The organism is Flavobacterium sp. LHD-80 (assembly GCF_030929605.1).
Taxonomy (GTDB): domain Bacteria; phylum Bacteroidota; class Bacteroidia; order Flavobacteriales; family Flavobacteriaceae; genus Flavobacterium.
The window spans coordinates 193782-217256 of the sequence record NZ_JAVFVS010000013.1; the positions used below are offsets into that span (position 1 = coordinate 193782).

Sequence of the window (23475 nt, forward strand, 5' to 3'; positions counted from 1 at the left end):
TTTTTTTTAGTGTTTCAAATATAGAAAAATATAACAATTTAATTAGTTTTTGTTATAATATTTCAATTTTAATATAACTTTTAAAATTCAATTCTAAAATATTCTCTACCTTTGTTACTGAAAGGTTTTTCGACACCTTTCATCTTTAAAATAAAAAATGTAAAGTATGCAAAACATTCCTAGTGTAGACTTACGTGATTTCCTTTCGGACGACCCGAAACGTAAACAAAAATTTGTAAATGAAATCGGCAGTGCATTTGAAAACATTGGCTTCGTAGCCTTAAAAGGTCATTTTCTTGACGACCAATTAGTAGACGAGCTTTATAGCGAAATTAGAAAATTTTTCGCTTTGCCAATAGAAACTAAGCATAATTATGAAATTCCTGGTATTGGCGGACAAAGAGGTTATGTCTCTTTTGGAAAAGAACATGCTAAAGGACGCAAAGAGGGAGATTTGAAAGAGTTTTGGCATTTTGGCCAGTATGTTGATGCAGATTCAAAATACGCGTCAGAATATCCAGAAAACGTTGAAGTAAAAGAGTTGCCACGTTTTAATGTAATTGGTAAAGAAGCTTACCAAATGCTTGAAAAAACTGGAGTTTATGTTCTTAGAGCTTTAGCTTTGCATTTAGGTTTAGATGAATTTTATTTTGATAACTACGCAAAAGACGGAAATTCAATTTTAAGACCAATTCACTACCCACCTATTACTACTGAGCCAGAAAACGCTATTAGAGCGGCAGCTCACGGTGATATCAACTTGATTACACTTTTAATGGGTGCTCAAGGAAAAGGATTGCAAGTTCAAAATCATGACGGCGAATGGATTGATGCTATCGCAGCAGATGATGAATTAGTAATCAACGTTGGTGACATGTTGTCAAGACATACTAACAACAAACTAAAATCAACAATTCACCAAGTGGTAAATCCACCGAGAGAATTATGGGGAACTTCACGTTATTCAATTCCATTTTTCATGCACCCAGTAAGCGATATGCGTTTGGATTGTCTTGAAAACTGCATTGACGCTGAAAACCCTAAGAAATTTGAAGATATTACAGCGGGAGATTATTTATACGAACGTTTAGTAGATTTAGGTTTAATCAAAAAATAAAAACTTAAATAAATTTCAATATTAAAATTCCAAATTCCAAGCTTTATTGGAGTTTGGAATTTAATTTTTAAATACTTTTATAGTTGGAATTTATTTTTTAGAATAAAAATTTTATGGACTTTAAAGATCAATTAAAAAACTTATTTCCAGATCACGTTGAATCAAACGAACCTGAGGAAATCCAGGCAGAAGAACATGTATTATACGTACAAAAAGAACCGATAATCTGTAAATTCGAAAAACGAAAAGGAAAAGCCACTACAATTATTGAAGGTTATGAAGGATCTGATGAAGATTTTAAAGTTCTTGCCAAAGAAATTAAAACAAAATTAAGTGTTGGTGGTACTTTTAAAGATGCTTCAATCATTATTCAAGGCGATTATCGTGACAAGATTATGGCAATTTTAAAAGAAAAAGGATTTAAAACGAAACGTGTAGGAGGCTAAAGAAAGTTTCTGGTTTCAAGTTTAACGTTTCAAGTTACTCCAACCTGAAACTTGAAACTTGAAACAAAAAAACTCAGAACCTTAGCATCTTAGAACCTTAGCATCTTAAAAAAAAATGATACAAAACTCAGAATTAATACTTAATCCAGACGGAAGTGTTTACCACTTAAATCTTCGTCCTGAAAATATAGCCCATGATATTATTTTTGTGGGAGACCAAAACAGAGTAGAAAAAATCACTCAGTTTTTTGAAAAAATAGAATTTTCTACTCAAAAAAGAGAATTTAAAACACAAACCGGAATTTACAAAGGAAAACGTATTTCTGTAATTTCTACAGGAATTGGTCCGGACAATATTGATATTGTGCTAAATGAACTTGATGCTTTAGTAAATATTGATTTAGAAACGCGTACGCCTAAAGAAAATTTGACTTCGCTGAATATTATCAGAATTGGAACATCGGGCTCTTTGCAGGAAGATATTCCGGTTGACAGTTTTGTAATGTCAAAATTCGGACTTGGTTTAGATAATATGCTTCGCTCCTATTTAATTGATGAAGTTTCAAATGTAGCAATTGAAGATGCTTTTACGACACATACCAATTGGGACATCAGAAAAGGAAGACCTTATGCGATTGCATGTTCTGAAACTTTGGAAAAAATTATTGAATCAGATAAAATCTTCAAAGGAATTACGGCAACAGCCGGCGGATTTTATGGTCCACAAGGACGTGTATTGCGCTTGAATATTCAAGATGAAGAATTAAACAATAAAATGGATAATTTTGATTTTGATGGCAGCAAAATCACTAATTTAGAGATGGAAACGGCGGCAATTTATGGGCTTTCGGCACTTTTAGGACATAATGCGTTGTCTTTAAATGCTATTATTGCCAATCGTGCTTCAGGAACTTTTAGCGAAGATCCTTATAAAGCAGTTGATGAACTGATTACTTATACATTAAATAAACTGGCTGATAAATAATTAGATAATTTGCCAATTAGAAAATGAGATAATTTATGCAAAATGCTATTCTTAAATTTGAAAAATTATTAAACGAAAATGTCAATTATTTTCCGACTTTTAATGATGAAGTTTTAGAAGCAAAAATTCCAGGAAAGTGGTCGAAGAAAGAAATTTTGGGCCATTTGATAGATTCGGGGATTCATAATTTAGTTCGTTTTACTGAAATTAATTATCTTGAAAAGCCTTATCATCACAGGCCTTACAGTCAAATGGATTTGGTTAATTTGAATCAATATCAAACAACTCCTATTGCTGAATTAACGGAATTGTGGTTTTCGATAAACAGACAAATTGTTAGAATCATGAAATCTGTTGATCAAAAAGCTTTGGATTATAAAATTATATTGGCCGATGAATCTGAAATTGATTTAAAGTTTCTAATGACAGATTACGTTGAACATTTGGAACATCATATCAATCAAATAAAATCGTAAGTTATGTTTTTAAGAGTTGCAAGACATACTAATAATTTAAAAGAAATCGAAGATTTTTATGTAAATATTTTAGGTTTTGAACGATTAGGAGGTTTTCAGAATCATAATAATTATGACGGCGTTTTTATTGGGAAATCAGGCTTAGATTGGCATTTTGAATTTACTCAATCTGAAATAAAAGCCAATCATACTTTTGATGAAGATGATGTAATCGTGCTTTATCCAAAATCAGTTTCAGATTATAACAATTTAATAAATAAGCTAATACGATTAAACATCTCAACTATAACTGCAGTAAACCCATTTTGGAATGAAAACGGAAAAATGATTCAGGATCCGGATGGTTATCGTATTGTTATATCACCTTTAAAAGCTGTAATCAGCGAAATTGAATAAATTAATGAGATAATTAGTTAATTTGAAAATTAGATAATTGAATATTTCTAAACCACAAATGAAATTACTCATGAGGGTATTTTTTGAAATAATTATAAAATAAAGAATGTCAGAAACACATACAAAAATCTTATTTAAATATTACAGCAGTTTTTTAGAAGAAACGGTTTCAGAAACAATGTGGGCGGAAATCATTAATCTTGAAAAAGGATTCTTCAGATTAGATAATATTCCGTTTTTTGGAGCATCAATTGCGACAGGAGATTTGTTTTATGCCGAATATGAAGAAGAAGAAAAAAACTTGTTTATAAAGAAACTATCGAACATTCAGGAAACTCAATTGTTCAGATATTGATTTTAGAAGCTGGTTTTGACAAGGAAATCATTAGAGAAAAGCTTCAGGCAATCAATTGTTTATCAGAAAGTCTGAACGACACATTTTTGGCAGTCGAAATTGCAAGGGATGTTGATTATGCGATTGTAAAAAATGTTTTAATTGAATACGAAGACCAATCAATTGCGGAGTTTGCAGAACCGTATATTTCTGAAAAACACCGCGCTGATTTATTAAAAAACTAAACAAACAAACTTAAAATACGCATACCAAACTTAACTTAAACTTAAACTGTAATGAAAACTGTAAACATTGTAGGTGTTCCCGAACACTTCAATTTGCCATGGCATTTATGCATTGAAAATGGCGAATTTGAGGCAGAAAATATTGATTTGCAATGGAAGGATATTCCCGAAGGTACGGGCAAAATGTGCCAAATGCTGCGCGATGGCGAAGCAGATATTGCAGTAATCCTTACCGAAGGAATTGTCAAAGATATTCTAGCTGGAAATCCTAGCAAAATTGTCCAGATTTATGTTCAATCTCCATTGATTTGGGGAATTCATGTGGCTGCAAAATCAGATTTCCAAACCGTAAAAGATTTAGAAAACAAAAAAGTTGCTATATCTAGAATTGGATCTGGATCACAATTAATGGCTTATGTTAATGCAGCTGAGCAAGGTTGGGAATCAGATGATCTTCAATTTGAAATCATTAATACTATTGATGGTGCTGTTGAAGCCCTGACAAATGGCACAGCAGATTATTTTATGTGGGAGCGTTTTATGACAAAACCGCTTGTTGATAAAGGCATTTTTAGACGCGTTGGCGACTGCCCTACTCCATGGCCTTCATTTGTTATTACGGTTCGTGATGAATTTTTGAAGAAAAATCCAAAAGTTGTAGAGAAGATCCTTGAGATCATCAATAAAACAACACATGATTTTGCCGAAATTCCAGAAATTGATAAAACTTTAGCGGAACTTTTTAACCAAAAAATTGAAGATATTCAAGAGTGGTTGAAATTAACGCAGTGGTCTCAAAAACATTTAAGCGAAAAAGCATTTTTAAAAATTCAAAATCAATTATTTGATCTGGGAATTATTGATAAAAAAAGTACTTTTGTTGAAACGGTAAAAGCGCTGTAATATCTGCTTTGATTTTTTATGATGAATTTCCCTAAAATTGACTTTCCGCAATTAAAATCCAAATTACAGGTGAAATCACCTTGGGATAGGATTATTATTATGGTTTTAAGTCTTTTAATTACAATTCCGATCTTCATCATTCTGCATCAAAATCTCCGCGATTTAAATTGGACTTTCAATTTAGATCGCGTGTTTATTTTTGTATTTGTTTTCGCAGCCGTCTTTTTTCTGCTGATGCTTTTGCGAACCATAATTATTTTATGTGTTGCCGTTTACTTACTGGTATTGTTTTATGGAAGTGTGATAGGAAATTATGGTTTCAGTGAGATTTCTGAAGACTATAATTCGATGATTTATACCATGTCGGATAATCCTTTTCCACAGGATATCATTGTGGCAAAACTGCTTCCTTTTCCAAATAAGACAAAAATTATTAATGCCATAGAATATCAAAATCCGAAGGTTCGAAATTTTGCTATAATGGCCACTACAAAGCATTTTAAAGGTATTAGAGGGTATTCTGATTATCGAAATACGATTCAATGTTTTGCTGTTTTTAAAGAAATAAACAGTCGTTGGAATTACGTAAATGATCCAAAAGAAGGTGATTACATTGCCACCGCGAGCGAATCATTAGAATATTTTTCTGGAGACTGCGACGATCATTCTATTTTAATGGCAGCTGCAATACGAGCAATTGGCGGAACTCCGAGACTTATTCATACTAAAGGACATATTTATCCTGAAATTTTAATAGGTTCCTTAATTGATTTGGAGAAAGTCAATTTTCTTATAAAAAATGTGCTTTTTGTCAAAGAAAGTTATGGCAAAAAAATCCATTACCACATTGACGAACGTGGTCAAGTATGGATGAACCTTGATTATACGGCAACATATCCAGGCGGACCATTTTTATATGAAGAAATTTTAGGAGAATTAACACTTAATTAATTCATCTCAAAATTTAGAATTTCGACTTCGCATAGAGTTCTCTTCCCAGCGCACCAAAAAACGGAAGTGAAACTGTATCATATTCATAAACTCCATCATTAAAAATGCCATCTTTATTGACCAACATTGTTGCAGATAACATAAATTCAACTTTATTTTTGGTATCAATTATATAAGCTGTTTCCGTCATGGTTCCGTAAGCTTGCCCAATTTTATTGTATATTTTTATGTTATCTGGGATTTGACTTTTTGTATCGCCAAACATGAAAAACTTGCAATAGCTGTCATAATATTCCTTTGCGTTGTAACCAGCATTTCTAGGTAAATTCTGCATTGAAAACAATATAAATTCTCGCTCTTTATCACTAATTTTAAAGCGCTCATTTTCATTAAAAGCTTCAGGAAACACAATTCTTTTTAATGTATTATGAAGCGTTTCTAAAGGATAATAATTTTTCTTAGAAAAATCAAAAGGCTCATTTACAAGTTCCTCACCTTTAATAAATCCAGTTCCTTTAATGAGATTGTTAAGAACTAATGGAGCGCTTTTTTCGTTTAGTTTTGACGGAAAAACTTCAGTTGTACCATCATCTTTATATAATGTAACCGATTTTACAAGAGGATTTGAAGGCTCAGAACCAGAAAGTCTGTGCATGATTCTGAAAGGTTCCAATTCTTTCTCTTTCATTTTTTGATTCATGTAATCAAATCCTGTAAACTCAAACAAATTACTGCTGGCAACATTATCGCTTACAGCAAAAACTTTAGTGATTTCATCTGCAAATTTTAGTTTTTCAGCACTTCCTTCAATGGTAAAATTGCTATTTACAGAGGTATTAGCAATAGTATTTAATTTTTCAAGTGCTAAAATTGCTATCGGAAACTTTATGGTACTTGCTGGATAATAGTAATTAGCCGCATTTACATGATATGTGTAATCTTTAAAAGTAATTTTCCCCTTATCTCTAATGATTTGAGTGTAGATAATTTGGAGTTCGTATTGCTCCGGATTTTTCATTACTTCTTTTATATTTTTATCATTAGAAGCTAAAACTTTATCCAAAACATTTTTTTTAGAACTGCAGCTAAAGAACAGTAAAGAGACAAAAAAGAAAACACATTTTTTAAATACAGACATAATTTGAATTGAAAATGAATTCCAAATATAAAAATTGCAGATTAGTTTTTTGGTCTTTAAGATGTTTTTTATTAGTTCACTTATCTTCAATTCATTACAAAATATGCCTGTTTTATCTATTTTTTCTATAATTAAACTTATGCATTGTAAATATTTGATTGTAAATATTTGATTGTAAATGTTTTAACTATTGATTTTTTTTTGTAACTTTTCCTGTCTAATTTTTTAATCACAGAATTATGAAAAAATCTAAATTATTTGTCTTCGGAATTTTATTATCAGCAGTTTTAGTTCTTTCATGCACCATGGCAAAAAGAAATGAATTAGTAAGTTCCTGGAAAGTAACAAGTGTTGAAGCAAACAAAAAACCACTTTCTGATTCATTGAAAAATGCAATTCTTACTAACGGTCAATTAACGTTTACTGAAGATGGTCATGTAACAGGATTTTTACTTAGAGAAATGACAGACGGTACCTATGCCTTGACAAAACAAGGAAAAAGTCTCGTAATTAAAGATGAAACAGGGACTCCTTGGCCTTGTGTAAGCACCATTAAAGACGACGAACTTATTTTAGAGGCTGATGAAATAAAACTGACTCTTAAAAAGATTTAAGTTTGTTTCGCAGTGAATAAACGCATAACCACATTAAAGAATAAAAAAACTCCTAAATACTCACAATTTTAGGAGTTTTTTATTTAAAAGCTGTTTCTATAATTTAAAAATGGAATTAATTATGAAATCAAAAATTAAAAGTTCCTTTCTATTTGGCTTGTTTTGTTTAATAATTATTACTGAAAAAAGTTTTGCCTGTACTCGAGTCGTTTATCAAGGTCCGAATGGCACTGTGTTGACTGCACGATCAATGGACTGGAGAGGTGAAATTCCGGCGAATTTATGGGTTTTTCCGAGAGGAATGGATCGATTTGGAGAAGCTGGAAACAACTCCGTAAAATGGAAATCAAAATACGGCTGTGTTGTTACAAGTTCGTGGGATATTGCTTCTTCTGATGGTATGAACGAAAAAGGATTAGTTGGGAATTTGCTTTGGCTCGCCGAATCGACTTATCCGCAATTTGAAAAAAACAGCAAAACAAAAGGTTTAGCCGTTTCTTTATGGCTGCAGTATGTTTTAGATAATTTTGCAACCGTTTCTGAGGCCGTAAACGCTTTAGAAAAAAGAGAGTTTACAGTAACATCGTCACATATTCCTGGAACTGATATTTTTGCGACAGTACATTTATCAATTTCTGATGCAACAGGAGACAATGCTATTTTTGAGTACATCAATGGAAAACTGGTTATTCATCACGATAGAAATTATATCGCAATGACTAACTCTCCTATTTTTGATGAACAGCTGGCAATAAACACATATTGGAAAGGAATTCCGGGAACCGTTATGCTTCCGGGAACCAACAGAGCAGCAGATCGATTTGTCCGCGCTCATTATTATATTGAAGCAATTCCTAAAACAGATAATATCAGAACTGCGCTTGCGAGTGTTTTTGGCGTTATTAGAAATTGTTCTGTACCACTCGGAATTTCTTCACCAACTGAACCCAATATATCATCAACGAGATGGAGAACGGTTGCAGACCAAAAGAATTTGGTTTATTATTTTGACAACGTTTTAAATCCGAACGTTGTTTGGGTTGAATTTGCCAAACTTGATTTTAGCGAAAAAGCAAAAGTTAGAAAACTCAGTCTCGCAAATAATGAGAATTATTCAGGAGAATCTTCGATGAATTTTCAGGCAATGGCTCCATTTAAATTTGCAGGATTAGATTAAACTAATACTTTAAGTAAGAAACGCAAAACCCTCATTAATAATGAGGGTTTTATGTTTTTATATTTATGATAAACCGCGCGTCAGCCAGCCTTTTTTATTGGCTGTGGCTATTGCATAAGGCGTAATCCAAAACAAACTGAAAGTATAAAAAATACTATAAGAATAAGCCCAAAATGCATCTGTAAAACTATATCTTTTAGCATAAAACAAGACTGAAAATGTTGAGACAATCAAAATGCTTAAAAGTGTAGAACTAAAAAACAACACGGGATGAACTGCTATAAAAAACAGCATAAACAGCAAGAACGGATATGCCATCACAATTTTTAAAGTCTGATTTAAAAACAGCAATCTTGCACCAAATTTCGATTCGTTTCTAAAATCTTTAAAAACATATTGCGCCATCATAATGTTCTCGCGCACGTTGCTTCTGCCCCATCTGATGAACATTTTATACAAACCTTTATATTCTTCTGGGACATTTGTCAGCACATAAGCATTTCTTTGGAACAAAACATGAAATCCTTGTTTTAAAATCATATTTGTCATTGCTCTGTCTTCTCCAATATCAGACGGTTGTCCCATAAAAGTTTGATTTATCCATTCAGGAAGGCATTCAAACACAGCATCTCTTTTATAAGCAGCTGCAGCGCCTGGTGTGCATAAAACTGAACCCAACATACTTTCTGCAGAACGCATGAATTCAAAACTCATTACAAAACTAACATTAAGCATTTTTGGCAACAAAGCTTTTTTATTGTTCAAAACGTGAACATTTCCTGCAACTGCCCCACATTTTTCATCTACAACAAACGGACTAACAAGGTTACGTAATGTATCTTTTTTAACAATCGAATCACTGTCAACTGTTACAAAAATTTCGCCAGTTCCAAGTTCGAATCCGCGGTACAAAGCATGACGTTTTCCTTTATTTTCTGGCTGTTGGTAAATCGATAAACGATCGCCAAGCTTTATTTTCGCCTGCTGCATCCAATACCAAGTATCGTCTTTACTTCCATCATCGATGGCAAGTATTTGAAGTTTTTGTTCAGGAAAATCACTGTCAGCCAGGCTTAATAATGTTTCCCAAACTAACTTTCCTTCGTTGTAAGCAGGAACAATTACGGTACAAGTAGGCAACAAATCATCTGAAACAGATTCAATTGGCTTATAATTGAAGTACAAATACAAATTATACAAAAATGATCCTGTTTGAAAAAAGAATAAGGCTGTAGCCAAAATTAGAAATGGAAATCCCCAGCTTGAATTTATTCGGTCAATCTGAAACTGATCAAAATCGGATTGCAGGTTGTACACTACAAATGCGCCGCCAAACATCAGTAAAAAAGTACCAGCAAGTACTAGATAACCTAATGGTGTCGATGTATTTTGGGATTTGCTTTTAAAGAATTGAATTTTAGAAATAAAATTAGAACTTTTTGCTGTTTGTTCTTTTCGGTTAAGAATTTTATCTGAAGAATAAAATTGTTCTGAAATAATTGATTCGCTTTTCATTGAGGCTATTGCTTTAATTTTAAAATGGCTTTTAGAGAATTCTTTTCTGGATTATACTTTGTTTCGAAAAAACACGAAAAAACTAAAATCAAGAATTGATCACAACCATTTTTACAAGCGCCGTGCCATAATTAATGAAAAATTGATACTGAGGGGTTTAGCGAAATCGAGCTAAAAATAAAATGTATAAAGTTTACACAGTTGTAAAAAGTTTATACTCGAAAAATAGAAAAAAGCTCCAAAATACGGGATGTTCCGGAGCTTATAAAAACGAAAATTATTTAATATTATTGTTTTTGTCTTTGATAATTTTTCCATCTTTAGAAAATTCCAAATCAATCTGATTGGTTAAATCGACATCTACATCTTTGTGTCCATAATCGATATGCGTAATTTTCTCGTTGGGATAATTCTTAGAAATATAATCTCTGATATTTGACGCAATATAATCAGTCGGAATTGGATTTTTCCCTCCGTCGACCTCACGATATGAACCATCTTTCCAGAATTCAACTTCTGTTCCGTCTTTTAATTTGACTTCATATCCTTTTTCACCGTGTTCTGCATCTTTCTTTGCAATATCTACAGTGGTATAACTAAAATATTTTTGAAGAAATTCCTGTGCCGGTTTTGGTAATTCTGATGTTTCGATTCTTTTTTGTGCGTTGGCCGATAGTACAAAACTGAATAATAGAATGGCAATTATATGATGTGTTTTCATGATTTCTAATTTTTAATATTTATCGTATTTAGCTAATTTACAACAACTAACATTGTATTCAAATCAATTTAAGAAAGCTTTTGGTTTTTATAGAATGTGCTTTTTTAGTATATTTAATTTTTTAAAACCAAAAAGCACTATGGAAGATTCAAATAAATCATCACACACAGTTCCAAAAGTAACTGGAGTTGGCGGTATTTTCTTTTTTACTGAAAATCCAAAAGAAACAAGAGAATGGTATGCTAAAAATTTAGGCCTTGAAGTCAACGACTGGGGCTCGACATTTGAATCAAGAAATCTTGATAATCCTGATGTGAAAGAAGCGCTTCAATGGAGTCCTTTCAAAAAAAATGATGATTATTTTTCGCCTTCAAAAAAAGAGTTCATGATCAATTACAGAGTGCAAAACATTGAAGGTTTACTAAAACAGCTTAAAGAAAACGGCGTGACAATTTTAGATGATATTGCTACATACGATTATGGAAAGTTCGTTCATATTATGGATGCTGACGGTAATAAAATTGAGCTTTGGGAGCCGGTTTAATAGATGAAAATATAATTAATAGTAAAACTCCAGAACTAAATAATTCTGGAGTTTTTTTATATACTTGCAATATGAAAAAGGCGTTTATCAATAAGGAATCTTATAATAAAATTGTAATTGAATGGGCTAAAATCCGGAATAATACAGTTGTAAATAAACCTATTATAGATTTTTCAGAAAAGATTCAACCAAACGGAAGCATTCTTGATATAGGTTGCGGCACCGGAAATCCAATTGCTAAATATTTTTCGGAAAATAATAGATCTGTAATCGGGATAGATTTTTCTGAAAAGATGATTGAAGTTGCAAAATCTCAAGAAATTAAAAACGCTGAGTTCATTGTCTCCGATTTCTTTGATTTTAAAACCGATAAAAAATTCGACGGAATAATTGCATGGGATTCTCTTTTTCATTTTCCAAAAGAACGTCAACAAGAGATTTATGCAATAATCTATAATTTATTGCTGCCCGGCGGTTATTTTCTTTTTACGCACGGAAAAGAAAAAGATGACGAACACACAGACAAAATGTTTGGTGAACCGTTTTATTACAGCTGTTTATCAAGAAATAATGTTTTGCAGATAATGACTGATTTAGGTTTTGAATTAGTTTATGAGATCGAAAATTTTGTTGAAGAAAATACGCAGAGAGACTGGGTTGTATTAGTTCAGAAAAAATGATTTAGCGTTTTAACGTCAAATTAGCTTTATAAATATTCCTATAATTCCAGAAATTAAAATGATGTACGGCTCTTGGATTTTTTTAAAATAAATCAAAACTAAAATGCTCAAGACGGCAATTAAAGCAGTAGGTATATCGATAATACTTCGTGAGGAAATAACAAGTACAGATCCGACTAAAGCGCCAATAACAGTAGCTGTAATCCCTTCTACAAACGCCTTAACCGAATTATTATCGGCAATTTTATTGAAATATGGCGCTAATATTATTGTAAACAAATAACATGGCAAAAAAGTAGCTAAAGCCGCTATTGAAGCACCCGAAAATTCGTTAACTAAATAGCCAATAAAGCCAACTGTTATTACAACTGGTCCCGGTGTAATCATTGCTACAGCAACTGAATCCAGAAACTGTTGTTCTGTGAGCCAATGGTTTTCTGCCACGACACCCGAATGTAAAAAAGGAACAATCGCCAATCCACTTCCAAAAACGAACGCTCCAGCTTTAGCGAAAAAAACGGCCAATTTAAAAAGTGTTGATTCTTCTGAATTCAAAAAACCAAATTGAAATAAAACTAAGAAATTTGTTGTTTTAAAACTCCACCACTTTGGAGGAGCCTTGAAAATCATGTACAAAAGCCCAGCAATAATAAATAGCAATACTTGTTCCGTTTCGGTTATAAACGTTACGATTGCTGCTGAGATAAAAAACATCCAAAGCAACCATTTCGATTTTAAAGATTCGAGATTTATTTTACCAATAGATTTCAAAGTCAACTTGTATGAACTAAGTGCAATAATACCTACGACTGAAGCGCCAACACCATAAAACACAGCTTGAATCCATGTTAAGCCACCATATAATTTGTAAATGATTCCAAGTAGCACTACCATTATAAAAGAGGGCAAAATAAACGCAAATCCAGCTAAAGTTGCTCCTAAAAATCTATAATGAACAAATCCCAAATAAATTCCTAATTGCGCAGCGAGCGGTCCCGGCGCTAATTGTGCCAAAGCTAAGCCTTGTTTGTATTCTTCCTCGGTAATCCATTTTCTATCTTCTACCAAATCTTTGTGCATATATCCAACTAAGGCAACAGGGCCACCAAAACCGATACTTCCCAATTTTAGAAAATAAAGAGTTAATTGCAACAAACCATATTTTGATGTTTTTTCCATATTAAAAAGCAATTCCAAATTGAAGACCTATGGTAAAAGTACTCGGATGATCGTTGCCAAAACGAACTGGCAGTGGCACCGCGGCATAATAACTGCAGCTATTGCTTTTAAAAAATGTTTTATTGAAAACCGGTGTGAATCCGTATCTTCCGCTTGTTTCAAATGCTGCTCTTCCGGCAAATGTGTAACCATTTCCTAAAGCAACCAAAACGCCAGGATGAAATAACAAATTGGTTACTTTGCTGGTGCCGTTGTCATCTTTTATATTTGGAACCATTTCAAACGAAAATCCGATTTTTTGATTTTTCCAAATATTAATTCCCGTTGGAAATCCTACTGCATAATAATCTCTAAAATTTACCGTCGTTTCATCACTGCTGAAGGTTACAATTGGATGCATGATGCCAAAATATCCTGTTATTTTAGGATAAGTTGTTTGAGCTGAAATATTTATGCTTGATAGTAATACGGCAAATAGAAAGGTTAATTTTAAGTACATTGTTTTAGTTTTAGTTATACTAACAAAACTAAAAGCTATTAACACTTAAAAATAGAATCTTATTTACCTTTTGTATCTGGATTACTTTTTTTGCTTTTTTTTCGATACGAAGAAGGATTTTTGCCTGTATGCGCTTTAAAAATTCTAGTAAAATGACTTTGGTCTGAAAATCCTGTCATGTAAGCGATTTCGGTTAATGAATGTGAAGAATTCGAGATGAGATTAATTGCTTTTTCGATGCGCAATTTTCGTACATATTCGCCAAAATTCAAATCTTCAAAATGCTTCGAAAATTCGCGAGACAAATAAGACGGATTTAAATCTAGTTCATTAGAAATTTTCTTCAAATCAAATGCAAATTGAGCATCAATCTGATCCTGGATTATTTCTTTTAAATCTTTGACCCAAGTTGGTGTTTTACCTCCAGATTTCTTGTCTTTCAGGAGTTTATTATAAACTTCATGAAGTAAATTTTCAAAAGGGCTATTTTGAAGATGATTTTGTTTGTAAAGATGCGTTGCCCAGCTGTATAATGCATCGTAAAGAATCATTCCCGTTTCCAACAATTTATAATCGTCAGTAATATTATATGAAAGTCCAGCTGAAATCGCCCAAAGCCCCGCCGATTCTTTTGCTATATCGTGTCTGTCTGTATCTGCACCACGCACAATTCCGGCAATAATAGAAATTGCAGGATCGTTGATTTCATATTTTTTTACAATATGATCAAATGTGCTTTGATCATCATAATGAGTAAATTCAACATCCGGAATATCAAATGGAGTTGCATTTAATTCTTTTGCCTTTTCTAAAACTTCATTAAAAGGAACATAAATAAATGCAGCTTCACTGTCAACAAACTTTTTTATTAGCCAAGGACATGCAATTCGGTCTATTTTAGGTCGTTCTCTGGTAATCCACTTCATTTTTAAATCTTTAGGATTTTGATATTCAAATCTAATAAAATCATTTGGTTTCAAAGATTTGTTATAGTTGATTCAAGTACTTGGGTTATTTAAAGCGAAAAATAAAGTAATTTTCAATCAATGCAAATATAATTGTAAAAACAAAAAAGAAGCCTTTTCAATATGAAAAGGCTTCTTTTTTACTGTCGGATTATCTTTAAATAAGCACTGTAAGGATCATCTTTAAGTGAAGTACGCATATAATACATGTCTTCGTCTTTTGTACTTAAGTCAAATTTAATTAAACCGGCGTCGCAATAATAGAATATTGTATCGTCAACAGGAAATTCAATATTTGAAATTGGCATCGTTGTAAGTTTCATTTCAAATGCTATTTCGCCATTGGTTATATCAATTTGAAAAAGTTTCTTTTTACGTGTATAACCCCAAATATTATCACTATCCTCTGTAATGTATTCGATATTATCAGCTACAAAATCTCTTCTCCAAATTTGAGTTCCAGTTTTTGAATCAACGGCATATAAAGTAGAAACTGTTGGGCCTTGCGCAGCAAAATATACTTTTTTGTCTTTGCAGAATATGCGTTGTTTCACATTAAACTGATTTTCATCTAATTTAAATTGCCATAAAACATCTAATTTATCAGGGCTTAAAGCATAAAGAACATCTTTTTCATTGGCTATAAATACATTTTCGCCGTCAGTTACAGGCTTTCCGTAAATAGGTACTTCAAAAGTTTTTTGGTTAAGAACTTTTCTTGTATTCGCATCAAAACTATACAAGCTAGACGCGCTTTGGGCAAAAATTTTGTTGTTAAGATACAGAACCGGAATATCATTATTGGTAGATTCTAACTTATAGCTCCACGCTAAACTGCCATCTTTTGTGTTGAGCGCATATATATTGCCATTTTGAGCAGTTATATAAAGCTTTCCATTATTTACAATCGGAATTTGATTTTTCAACACAATTTGATCTGTAGCATTTCCTAGTCTTGATTTCCAAAATACATCTCCAGTTTGATTATCAACGGCGAAAATTTCACCATTAATAAAAGGAACATAAACAACTCCATCATGTAGTGTTACTAGATTTGCGCACATCTCAGTAAAAGAATCTGTAGCTTTTACAGTCCAGCCAATTTGCTCCGATTCTAAATCATATGAAAAAAGAGATCCATCGTAATCATAAATCAGAATTGATGCTTCGTCAAGCGGTGCTTTTTTAAGTGGTTTTAAGACTTTATTTGTGACTGCATCAGAGATTGCTGCTGTTTGTCCAAAAATATTTATAACTGTAAATAGAAATAAAAGAGTTATTAGTTTTTTTTTCATTTTTAAGATTTGGGTATTAAAAATTGTTTGAACTTTTTCTTATAACGTAAGTTTTTGCTATTTCTTTTAAATGCATTAAACTTATAAAAGTGTCAGACATTAATTAGCGCTAATATAGAAACAATTCTACATACAGATTATCAAATAGAAATTTTATAATGAAAAAATAATTCCACAAACAATCTAATACTAACTATTTGATTGCCTGTATTTTGATAGATTAAATAGTAAAGATGTGTTTATTTGCAATATTTTGCAATGGTATCACGGCATTTTATTCCATCTTCAGTATGAAATTCATCTGCTTTTTCTAAATCAAGACAAGCGCCTTTAAAGTCATTAATTTTTAATTTTGTGATACCTCGAACGTAATAAGAATATCCCATATATTCATGAATTTCAATAGCTTTTGAGCAATCTTTAATAGCACCTTGATAATCTTTTAGGTAATATTTTGCTAATCCTCGTTTAGCATAACCAAGCCATGAAGTTTTTTCAAACTCTACATCTTTAGTAATATCGGCAATTGCTCCTTTATAATCTCCAAGATCAATTTTTGCGAGCCCTCGATAATAATACGCTTCATAAGAATAATAATTTTTCGGGTTGATTTTTATTGCTTCTGAATAATCTAACATTTCGCCCTCATAATCGCCCAAATAATACTTGCACATTCCTCTTCTGCGATAGGCATCAATAAAAGATTTATCCAACTCTATTGCTTTTGAAAAATCTAAAATTGCACCTTCATAATCTTCTGCCTCGCTTTTTTCTATGCCACGACGATAATAATCAGATTCATTCATGCAAGAAACAGTTATAATAAGAACAAATAGTAGTAAGATAGCTTTAATAAACTTCATTTTGCATTGTTTAAATAGTAAATTCCTCTGTATTAAAACATTATAAAACATTGATTCCTTCCGACACAATGTCTATTAAAAAAGTACCATCGTTTAACTATGGCCTGACAAATTTAGAACCTTTTTTTGATAAGAATATTGATAAACCTTCTTCCTTAGAAAAAACTATTAAACCAAAAGAATCGTCTAGATTTTAATGCAATTAATTATTATTAGTTTAAAACAACTTTATTTTTTTCAATAATTTTTCTCAAATTATTTAGCGCATAACGCATTCTTCCTAATGCTGTGTTTATACTAATTTTTTTCTCCTCAGATATTTCTCTAAAACTCATATTATAATATAATCGCATCATCAATATTTCTTTTTGATCCTCTACAAGCTCTTCTAATAGGTTTTTTAAATCCGTTTCAACCTGTTCAATGATAATTCTATTTTCAATATTTAAAGAATTATCAGATATAATAGAAAAAATAGAAAATTGGTCATTATCCCTTTGCATTGGCATTCGTTTTGTCTTTCGAAAGTGATCGACAATCAAATTATGAGAAATTCTTAAAACCCAGGACAGAAATTTGTCTTCTTCCTTATACGAATTATTCTTTAGTGTTTTAATTACCTTAATAAAAGTATCTTGAAAAAGATCATTTGTAATATCTTTATCCTTAATCTTCGAATATATAAAACCATATATTCTAGATTCATGTCGGTTAATTAATTTTGAGAGCGCTGCTTCATTACCTTCAATGTATTTTTTCACTAGTAAAGAATCAGGAATATTTAGATCGGCCATAGCATCAAATTTTTAATTTTTGGAACTGCAAAATTAAAAATGAATTGAACGTCCCTTTTGACTGATAAGGATTTTAAAATATTAAAATGAGACTTTTTAATACTGAAGATTTTCGGAAAAAGAGAAAAACTTCAAAATCAAATGGCTTTGAAGTTTTTTTAGAATTTTATGATTATTACAGATTAATTGCTTTTCTCAATCAATTCAATAATTTTTAAAGCAACACCATTTGAAGATTGAAAATTTTGCCCTGTTACAACTCGGCCATCTTGTTCAACATATGATTCATTTCGCTTTGAGAATTTAAACCCCCCTCCTCTTTCTTCTATTGTTTTTTGAATTAAGAATGGGAAAAATTTAAAATATTCTCCATCTTGGTTTTCAAAAGAATCAGGATAACCACTTATTTTTTTTCCTTCAACTAAGAATTTCCCATTTTTAGTTTTCAAGTTAACAATACCCGCTGTTCCATGACATACAGAGGAAATAATTCCGTTATTGTCTTCATATACTTGCATAGAAATACGTTGAATCTCCAAGTTCTCAGGAACCTCGTACATCGCACTTCCTCCTCCAATATAATGAACGGCTTTGTAATTTTTATAATCAATTTCTTTGGGACTTACGGTATGTTTTATAGCGTACATAAAGTCTTCATTATATAAATATTGCTTTTGTAAGCTATCGGAAGTATTGATATAGGCCAAAGGTATAGCACCACCTTTTGGACTCATGAAATCAACGGTATAACCAGAATTTATAAAAGTATCATAAGCATTTACGATTTCAGCAAAACTATTGCCTGTTGAAATGGTAGAATTTCCGTAATAATGCGCATTGGAAACAATGAATAATATTCTTTTTCCTGATTTATTGCTTGTTTTACTACTCGCCGATTTACTTATTATTTTCCATTCGCCTTCAATTTTTTTCAGCAAAAACATATCCATAAATTCTTGTTTTTTTTCAGGAATCAGAATTTCTGCTTTCGCAATAGCGATATCATTAAAATATTCTATAGAGATAATTCTCCCTATTCGACCATTAAATTCTCCTTTTTTACCTTTTTGAAACCAAGTAATATATTCTGAACTTGGAACAATCCACAAAGGTTTTTCTTTGTGACTTAGAAAAAGATTGGCATCCGAATAAAAAGCCTTACTAATACTGTCGGGTTTATTATAAGATGTGCCTTCAATATAGTTTTGAATACAGTTCTCAATCAGAGCTTGTTCCGATTGTGAAAAAGATAAATTTGATAGTAACGCAAATAGTATTGCGAAAAAGATTTTTCTCATAAACTTTGGATTTTATTGATTTAAAAATGTTTTTCAAAACTATATTGATTAACTTTTAAATCATTCCAAGTTTATAAGAATGGACTCCTAATGTATATTTTAGGAGTAAAAATTATTGCTTTTGATAATTTGAGGGCGTTGTACCAGTCATTTTTTTAAATGAACTATAAAATGTACTACTGGAATTAAATCCAGATTCAAATCCGACAGCATCTATTTTGAACTGAGTATTTTCTTTTAATAGACGTTTTGCTTCATCAATTCGGTATTCATTGATGAATTGAGTAAAGCTTTTATTCAAATTGTCATTAATAAATTGGGACAGCAATTGAGGGCGAATGTTTAATTCTTTTGCTAAAATGGATAAAGTGAGATCAGGATTTGTATAAATTTTTCTTGTTTCAAAGATGAGATCGATTTTTTCCTGAATTTCTTTTACTAACTTTTCGTCTATTTTATGGATGTATTTTTCTTTATTAATCGCCGGAATTAATGTTTTGTTTTTTACGTAATAAAGCAACAGAAAAGAAATGTAAAAACTGAAAGAGAAGGTCAACGCGCCAGAAATATAAGAGGTGTATTTAGCTAAAGAGTACGAAAGCCAAATGGCAAAAACACCACAAATAACTGACAGTATCCAAGTTTCGTGATAGCTAATTTGGTTACGGCTAATTACTAATTTCCTGAAAATATCTCTAGCTTCATAAATGGATAATACAATAAAGACCAACCATTGGAAATTTATAACGTAATAAATTATTCCTCTCCAAATTGCTGGATTTTCCTCGTATGAGAAAAGAAAACCTAAAACACTTATCGCTATAATTAGTGAAATGAGACTGTACTTTGCAAAAGAATAATTAAGATTTTGCAGTATTGATCGAACATAAAAGTATAATAGCGGGCCAATTAAAAAGCAAGCTGATAATCCTATTTGTAAATACGTTTTTGACAAATCATGATTGAAATTATAAAATACTGATTTTCCTATCCTTACACTTAAAGACATTAATAAAAGCCCAAGAAATAAATCGGATTTAGATTTGTTACGCTTGAAGAATAAAAAATAAAAACTCAAAACAACGCTATTAAAAACGCCTAAAGCACTTAAAAAAAATAATATTTGATTGCTGATATTCATTAATTGGAAAATATACTTTCTTTTTGGAATTGTTTGCAGTTAAATTAAATGAGACCAATAAACGGCCGAGTAACTTTCTTACAATACTACACAAAAATATTCAACTTACATTAGAACAAGACAAATAAAAAAAAGCACTGAAAACCAATAATTTTCAGTGCTTTTTCAATTCTTTATAATTTACTTATGCTATTTCAATTGAGTTGAATCTACTCTTGTTGGTGTATCTTTTCCACTAATAATCGAAGAAGAACTTAATGCAATTGATTTTATTATTTGGGTCATATTATCAATATCTAACGTTTCAAATTCATCATCGGCGGTGTGATAGGTTAGCTCATTATCCATTTTTGAAGTAGAAATAGTATGAGCAGGAACTCCAAGCCTTGCTAACGTTGCGTTGTCTGAGCGGTAAAATAATTGTTGATCTGGATAAGGATCTGCATAAAATGTAAAATTAGTTCCTTTTAAATTAGCTTGTAAAATCTCTCCCATATTCGACTTTTCGAAGCCTGTAATGTAAGCAGAGTTTTTACCCCATTTAGATTCTGTTCCTATCATTTCAATATTGAACATCGCAATAACTTGCTCTGGCGCAAGCTGTTTAGAAAAATATTTGGCTCCATAACCACCTAATTCTTCAGCTACAAATGTGGTAAAAATAATAGTACGCTCGTTGTTATTTTGTTTTTTAAAATATTTTGCAAGCATAATTACCGCTGTTGTTCCAGCTGCATCGTCATTAGCACCGTTATAAATAGAATCTGTTGCAGGATGCGGAGCACCTTCTTCAGGAGAGCCTATTCCTAAGTGATCATAATGTCCTGAAAAAATCACATACTCATTTGGTTTAGTTTTCCCAGGTAATATTCCAACAACATTATTTAATGATTTTTTGGAAATTGTATTCGTTAATTCAACAGAAAAAGTGGTTGCCTCTGTAGTGCCAAAAACAAACATAACCGTATTGTTTCCTGGATTAGCAGTTATTCTATCAATATGTTGGATATTAGGTAAAACTTTAGCAAATGAAGGGTCAACTAGTACCAAAAGGTTTTTCGGACTTTTATAATATTCATTAAATTTCTGACCAATGTTATCCCCTTTATTGATTTTTACAATAGAAATATCGCTTTTTTCAGTTAGAGAAACTTGAGGAAGGTAGGAGAATGTTACAACTTGATTATTATCTATTTCTTTGCCATCAATAGTAATTTTTGAAGAAACTGCTTTAGAGGCAGTCATCGAAAATTCTTGTTTATAATTCGTTGCTCCATTGAAAGTTTGCAAACCAATTTGTTTAAACTCTGATTCTATAAAAGCTGATGCTTTGTCAATACCCGGAGTAAAAGTTCTCCTACCCTGCATATCATCAGCCGAAAGTATTTTCTCTATACGAGTTACTTCCTTTTTTGTGATAATTTTATCAATCGCTTGTCCATGTACATTAAAACATTGACTTACAACAAACATACTTACAATAATTTTTCTCATATTTTGGTTTTATAAATAACATTCTAGTTAAACCAAAAGTACATTAATTATCTACAAAATTTAGTGGTAGTAAAAGTTTTTAATTGAAAAAAACGAGGCATTGCATCTTTCACATATACTGCTTTCCAGTTAATCTTTTGCTTTTTTGATTAGGACGAACTAGTCTATTAACCATTTTTAAGGATATAAAGAAAATCTTGAAGTGTGGATAATTAAAATCATTTTTATTTTAAAATAGTTAACAATTTATTAGGAATAATCTTTTCTATATTCGTCCGAAGAAAAAACGAATTATTGCACGAAGTCAACTTAAAAAAGTTGTATTCCAATCATTTTATAGCTATTACAAACCAATTCTAAAACATTTAAAACAAACCAATATGAGAAAATTTATTTCAGCAATTACTTTTTTTACATTATTTCAAACCTATGCCCAAGACGATAAAGCTGTAAGCTGGATTAACGAAAATGCAATTAAAATTGAAGATGCAAATCCAGATACGAATCTTACGATATTTAGTAATAATGTACCTCAAAAGTTTGCTGATGCAAAAGTTTTCGGATTTGGAGAAACTACTCATCAAGGAAAAGAATTTTTCGACATAAAAGCTAAATTCTTTAAATATTTGGTAGAAACCCAAAATATCAAAGTGTTTATTATGGAGGATTCGTACACCTCAGAAGCTGCAATAAATGAATGGATTAGTGGTGGAAAAGGTGACGCAGCAACTATTGCCTACAATTTTAGCATCGGATTTTGGAATTGCAAAGAAGTGATCAATCTTTTGGAATGGATGAGAAATTATAATCTTACTAAAAGTAAGGATGAGCAAATTCACTTTTATGGTATTGACATTCAAAACGTTGGTAAGGTAAATCAGAAAATACGAAATTTAGTAATAAAATATAATGTTCCTGTTAGTGAAGAACTTCTTTTAGTGCTTGATAAATGTGTAGAGAAGAAAGTAGAATATGGAAAATCAAATGATTGGGCAGACCTTCAAACTCCAAAATTGAATGAAATTGAAAGTATTTTACTCGATTTTAGAAAAAAAATTGAACCAGGGAATATCGATGAATTCAATTCAGCAATAAGAGCTTTGAATTATTTATCACAATACACTTACTTCGTCCAAAATCCTATGAGTCAAGTTAGAGATTTAAAAATGTTTGAAAACGCTAAATGGATAATAGAAAATAAATCAAAAAATGGGAAAGCATTTATTTGGGCTCACAATGCACATATTGACTATAAAGGATTTGATAATCCTGGTAGAAAAAACAGTGTTGCTAATTTAGGAAAACATCTAAAAGAATATTATAAGGACGATTATTATAGTGTTGGATTTGATTTTGGCATAGGTACACAAGCGGGTTATTTTTCTGAAAAGGATGAAAAACCCAGATGGAGAAAAGTTGAATTTACTAAGCCATTTGCTAAAACTTATGCTGAAACATTTTTTGAAGCTAAGGACGAAATTTACTTCATTGATATGTATAAAGCTTTGGATGGTAGTTCCTCAAATTTCTTCCAAAAGAAATCGAAAGTAATATTTGGAGGTGCTGGAGGTTTCGACCCAAAAAAAAATCATTTGTATCAAAAAAAGCTTTCAGAAATGTTTGATGGGTTAATCTTTATAAAAAACATTACACTTCCGACTAATAATTTGATTGCGAAATAAATAAAAAGCTCCTTAAGAAGTTA

The 23475-nt window shown here is 31.4% G+C and carries 24 protein-coding genes and 1 pseudogene; 13 read left to right on the top strand and 12 right to left on the bottom strand.

The genetic code is table 11. The features are described from left to right. Positions 1 to 166: 166 nt before the first annotated feature. The 8 genes and pseudogenes from RB619_RS19715 (at position 167) to RB619_RS19750 (ending at position 5853) form a co-directional block, all read left to right on the top strand. Complete coding sequence (locus RB619_RS19715; protein ID WP_308100739.1) at positions 167 to 1117, top strand: 2-oxoglutarate and iron-dependent oxygenase domain-containing protein; 951 nt, start codon at positions 167 to 169, stop codon at positions 1115 to 1117. 113 nt (positions 1118 to 1230) lie between these two features. Beyond that, entirely contained in the window at positions 1231 to 1563 is a 333-nt protein-coding gene (locus RB619_RS19720; RefSeq protein ID WP_308100741.1) for a translation initiation factor, read from the top strand. A gap of 115 nt (positions 1564 to 1678) precedes the next feature. After that, positions 1679 to 2548 (top strand): nucleoside phosphorylase, encoded by an 870-nt coding sequence (locus tag RB619_RS19725; RefSeq protein ID WP_308100743.1) that lies wholly within the window; start codon positions 1679 to 1681, stop codon positions 2546 to 2548. Between the two features lie 35 nt (positions 2549 to 2583). Further along, complete coding sequence (locus RB619_RS19730; protein ID WP_308100745.1) at positions 2584 to 3024, top strand: DinB family protein; 441 nt, start codon at positions 2584 to 2586, stop codon at positions 3022 to 3024. 3 nt (positions 3025 to 3027) lie between these two features. Beyond that, on the top strand, positions 3028 to 3420 hold the full coding sequence (locus tag RB619_RS19735; RefSeq protein ID WP_308100748.1) for a VOC family protein: 393 nt from the start codon (positions 3028 to 3030) through the stop codon (positions 3418 to 3420). 178 nt (positions 3421 to 3598) lie between these two features. Continuing rightward, positions 3599 to 3999 (top strand): annotated as a pseudogene (locus tag RB619_RS19740) (DUF4265 domain-containing protein). Between the two features lie 51 nt (positions 4000 to 4050). Then, complete coding sequence (locus tag RB619_RS19745) at positions 4051 to 4902, top strand: substrate-binding domain-containing protein (protein ID WP_308100750.1); 852 nt, start codon at positions 4051 to 4053, stop codon at positions 4900 to 4902. Positions 4903 to 4920: 18 nt separating this feature from the next. After that, positions 4921 to 5853: a transglutaminase gene (locus RB619_RS19750; protein WP_308100751.1), complete on the top strand. Its 933-nt coding sequence runs from the start codon at positions 4921 to 4923 to the stop codon at positions 5851 to 5853. Between the two features lie 13 nt (positions 5854 to 5866). Here RB619_RS19750 and RB619_RS19755 read toward each other — a convergent pair whose 3' ends face one another. Beyond that, positions 5867 to 6916 (bottom strand): serine hydrolase, encoded by a 1050-nt coding sequence (locus RB619_RS19755; RefSeq protein ID WP_308100754.1) that lies wholly within the window; start codon positions 6914 to 6916, stop codon positions 5867 to 5869. A 314-nt stretch (positions 6917 to 7230) separates the two neighbouring features. Between RB619_RS19755 and RB619_RS19760 the strand changes: the two genes are divergently transcribed. Both RB619_RS19760 and RB619_RS19765 read left to right on the top strand, forming a co-directional pair. Beyond that, positions 7231 to 7605, top strand: coding sequence for a hypothetical protein (locus tag RB619_RS19760; RefSeq protein ID WP_308100756.1), 375 nt, complete (start codon positions 7231 to 7233; stop codon positions 7603 to 7605). A 121-nt stretch (positions 7606 to 7726) separates the two neighbouring features. Next, positions 7727 to 8782 carry a linear amide C-N hydrolase gene (locus tag RB619_RS19765; protein ID WP_308100757.1) on the top strand — a complete coding sequence of 352 codons (1056 nt, stop codon included), beginning with the start codon at positions 7727 to 7729 and terminating at the stop codon, positions 8780 to 8782. A 63-nt stretch (positions 8783 to 8845) separates the two neighbouring features. Here the strand turns inward: RB619_RS19765 and RB619_RS19770 are convergent, their stop codons facing one another. Then, a complete protein-coding gene (locus RB619_RS19770; RefSeq protein WP_308100759.1) occupies positions 8846 to 10297 on the bottom strand; it encodes a glycosyltransferase family 2 protein in 1452 nt (483 codons plus the stop codon). 277 nt (positions 10298 to 10574) lie between these two features. Then, positions 10575 to 11018: a PepSY-like domain-containing protein gene (locus RB619_RS19775; RefSeq protein WP_308100761.1), complete on the bottom strand. Its 444-nt coding sequence runs from the start codon at positions 11016 to 11018 to the stop codon at positions 10575 to 10577. A 139-nt stretch (positions 11019 to 11157) separates the two neighbouring features. Between RB619_RS19775 and RB619_RS19780 the strand changes: the two genes are divergently transcribed. Both RB619_RS19780 and RB619_RS19785 read left to right on the top strand, forming a co-directional pair. Beyond that, on the top strand, positions 11158 to 11562 hold the full coding sequence (locus tag RB619_RS19780; RefSeq protein WP_308100763.1) for a VOC family protein: 405 nt from the start codon (positions 11158 to 11160) through the stop codon (positions 11560 to 11562). Positions 11563 to 11633: 71 nt separating this feature from the next. After that, positions 11634 to 12242 carry a class I SAM-dependent methyltransferase gene (locus tag RB619_RS19785; protein WP_308100765.1) on the top strand — a complete coding sequence of 203 codons (609 nt, stop codon included), beginning with the start codon at positions 11634 to 11636 and terminating at the stop codon, positions 12240 to 12242. Positions 12243 to 12257: 15 nt separating this feature from the next. On the opposite strand, the gene RB619_RS19790 is transcribed toward RB619_RS19785, so the two are convergent. From RB619_RS19790 to RB619_RS19830, 9 genes are all read right to left on the bottom strand, one after another. Beyond that, on the bottom strand, positions 12258 to 13421 hold the full coding sequence (locus tag RB619_RS19790; RefSeq protein ID WP_308100767.1) for a chromate transporter: 1164 nt from the start codon (positions 13419 to 13421) through the stop codon (positions 12258 to 12260). Position 13422: 1 nt separating this feature from the next. Beyond that, entirely contained in the window at positions 13423 to 13920 is a 498-nt protein-coding gene (locus tag RB619_RS19795) for a hypothetical protein (RefSeq protein WP_308100769.1), read from the bottom strand. 59 nt (positions 13921 to 13979) lie between these two features. Next, positions 13980 to 14846 (bottom strand): chromate resistance protein ChrB domain-containing protein, encoded by an 867-nt coding sequence (locus RB619_RS19800; RefSeq protein WP_308100771.1) that lies wholly within the window; start codon positions 14844 to 14846, stop codon positions 13980 to 13982. Between the two features lie 179 nt (positions 14847 to 15025). Further along, the gene (locus tag RB619_RS19805; protein ID WP_308100773.1) at positions 15026 to 16180 is read right to left on the bottom strand and encodes a PQQ-binding-like beta-propeller repeat protein; all 1155 of its coding nucleotides are present in this window, start codon (positions 16178 to 16180) and stop codon (positions 15026 to 15028) included. A 239-nt stretch (positions 16181 to 16419) separates the two neighbouring features. After that, the gene (locus tag RB619_RS19810; RefSeq protein ID WP_308100775.1) at positions 16420 to 17043 is read right to left on the bottom strand and encodes a hypothetical protein; all 624 of its coding nucleotides are present in this window, start codon (positions 17041 to 17043) and stop codon (positions 16420 to 16422) included. A gap of 212 nt (positions 17044 to 17255) precedes the next feature. Beyond that, a complete protein-coding gene (locus tag RB619_RS19815) occupies positions 17256 to 17837 on the bottom strand; it encodes a sigma-70 family RNA polymerase sigma factor (RefSeq protein WP_308100777.1) in 582 nt (193 codons plus the stop codon). 182 nt (positions 17838 to 18019) lie between these two features. Beyond that, on the bottom strand, positions 18020 to 19135 hold the full coding sequence (locus RB619_RS19820) for a nuclear transport factor 2 family protein (RefSeq protein ID WP_308100779.1): 1116 nt from the start codon (positions 19133 to 19135) through the stop codon (positions 18020 to 18022). A 112-nt stretch (positions 19136 to 19247) separates the two neighbouring features. Then, positions 19248 to 20213, bottom strand: coding sequence for a helix-turn-helix domain-containing protein (locus RB619_RS19825; RefSeq protein ID WP_308100781.1), 966 nt, complete (start codon positions 20211 to 20213; stop codon positions 19248 to 19250). Positions 20214 to 20465: 252 nt separating this feature from the next. Further along, on the bottom strand, positions 20466 to 21770 hold the full coding sequence (locus tag RB619_RS19830) for a M20/M25/M40 family metallo-hydrolase (RefSeq protein ID WP_308100783.1): 1305 nt from the start codon (positions 21768 to 21770) through the stop codon (positions 20466 to 20468). 380 nt (positions 21771 to 22150) lie between these two features. On the opposite strand from RB619_RS19830, the gene RB619_RS19835 reads away from it, so the two are divergent. Continuing rightward, positions 22151 to 23452 (top strand): erythromycin esterase family protein, encoded by a 1302-nt coding sequence (locus RB619_RS19835; protein WP_308100785.1) that lies wholly within the window; start codon positions 22151 to 22153, stop codon positions 23450 to 23452. Positions 23453 to 23475 lie beyond the last annotated feature (23 nt).